At 68.0% G+C, this 1353-nt stretch carries 3 protein-coding genes; all 3 read left to right on the forward strand.

Annotated elements, in window-relative coordinates; all coding sequences use genetic code 11:
* The coding region (locus tag ACOADB_RS20100; RefSeq protein ID WP_378602583.1) for a sortase domain-bontaining protein at positions 1-250 on the forward strand (250 nt) is incomplete at its 5' end.
* Between the two features lie 106 nt (positions 251-356).
* Positions 357-920: an NYN domain-containing protein gene (locus ACOADB_RS20105; protein ID WP_378602586.1), complete on the forward strand. Its 564-nt coding sequence runs from the start codon at positions 357-359 to the stop codon at positions 918-920.
* A gap of 158 nt (positions 921-1078) precedes the next feature.
* Positions 1079-1353 (forward strand): hypothetical protein (locus tag ACOADB_RS20110; RefSeq protein WP_378602589.1); only part of this gene is annotated, 275 nt, incomplete at its 3' end.

Here is a 1353-nt window from a genome sequence, read left to right on the forward strand (position 1 = left end):
GTTCTGGGACCTGGCGAAGCTGCAGCCCGGCGACGTGATCCGCATCCACCGCGCCGACGGGGTGGCGACGTTCGTGGTCGACGAGGTCGACGACGTACCGAAGGAGCACCTGCCCTACGACAAGATCTGGCCGGACACGGACGAGCCGCTGCTTCGCCTGATCACCTGCGGCGGCAAGCGGACCGCATCCGGCTACCCCGACAACACGGTCGTCTACGCGCACCTGGCCTCGACCGAAGCGCTGAGCTGACACGACGGACGAACAACGGCGCGATTCGCATCAACCTGGTTGATGCGAATCGCGCCGATCAGCGTTTTCAGGAACCGAGGTCGAGGCCACGCCCTAGTCTCAGGACATGGACGACTCCCCGCGCACGACGTACGTCCTGGTCGACGGCGAGAACATCGACGCCACACTCGGCCAGTCGATCCTCGGACGGCGACCGCGCCCGGACGAGCGCCCGCGCTGGGAGCGGTTGCTGCAGTTCGCGAGCGAGGGCGCCGACAAGCCGGCGAACGGGCTGTTCTTCCTGGCCGCCAACAACGAGCTCCCGATGTCGTTCGTGCAGGCGCTGATCGCGATCGGGTACCGCCCGATCCCGCTGTCCGGTGACGCCGGCGAGAAGGTCGTGGACATCGCCATCCAGCGCACGCTGGTCGAGCTGAAGAACCGCGACGCCGACGTCCTCCTGGTCAGCAACGACGGCGACTTCGTCGACCAGATCCGCGACCTGCTGGACGGAAGCCGCCGGGTCGGTGTCGTCGGGTTCGCGGAGTTCCGCAACAACGCCTTCCTGCAGCTCGCCAACCAGGGACTCGCCTTCTACGACCTCGAGTACGACGTGCAGGCCTTCAACGAACGGCTGCCGCGCGTGCGGATCATCCCGATCGAGGAGTTCGACCCGGTGCAGTTCCTGTAGCGGTTGCGGCAGTGGTGCGGGGGCCCGGATGCCCCGGAAGAAGAAGTCCGGAAAGTTCTCCAGAAAATCTGCAAGGTCCTCAGGCCGGCGTGCTCTTACCACCAAGAACACCAAGCCACCGGGCTCCGCAAGGGCCCAGCCAACCTGAGGAGAACACCATGAACACCACCACCCGCACCGCGCTCCGCGTCCTGATCGCCACCCCGCTCGCCGCCAGCGCCATCGCCTTCGGCGGCTTCGCCGGAACCGCTCACGCCGACGGCTTCGAGCCCGGCCCGGTCATCATCGCCCAGCCCCATGACGACGAGGACCCGAAGCCGCAGGGCCCCGGCGAGATCGCCAACCCGACGCCCGACGAGGACCCGAAGCCGCAGGGCCCGGGCGACATCGCGAACCCGGAGGACGACGAGGACCCGAAGCCGCAGGGCCCCGG

It is taken from the genome of Nocardioides sp. CPCC 206348 (assembly GCF_048654705.1).
Taxonomy (GTDB): Bacteria; Actinomycetota; Actinomycetes; order Propionibacteriales; family Nocardioidaceae; genus Nocardioides.

Excerpts from the sequence above, each read along its gene's own strand:
- ACOADB_RS20105 (WP_378602586.1), top strand. The coding sequence starts at position 357 with ATGGACGACTCCCCGCGCACGACGTACGTCCTGGTCGACGGCGAGAAC.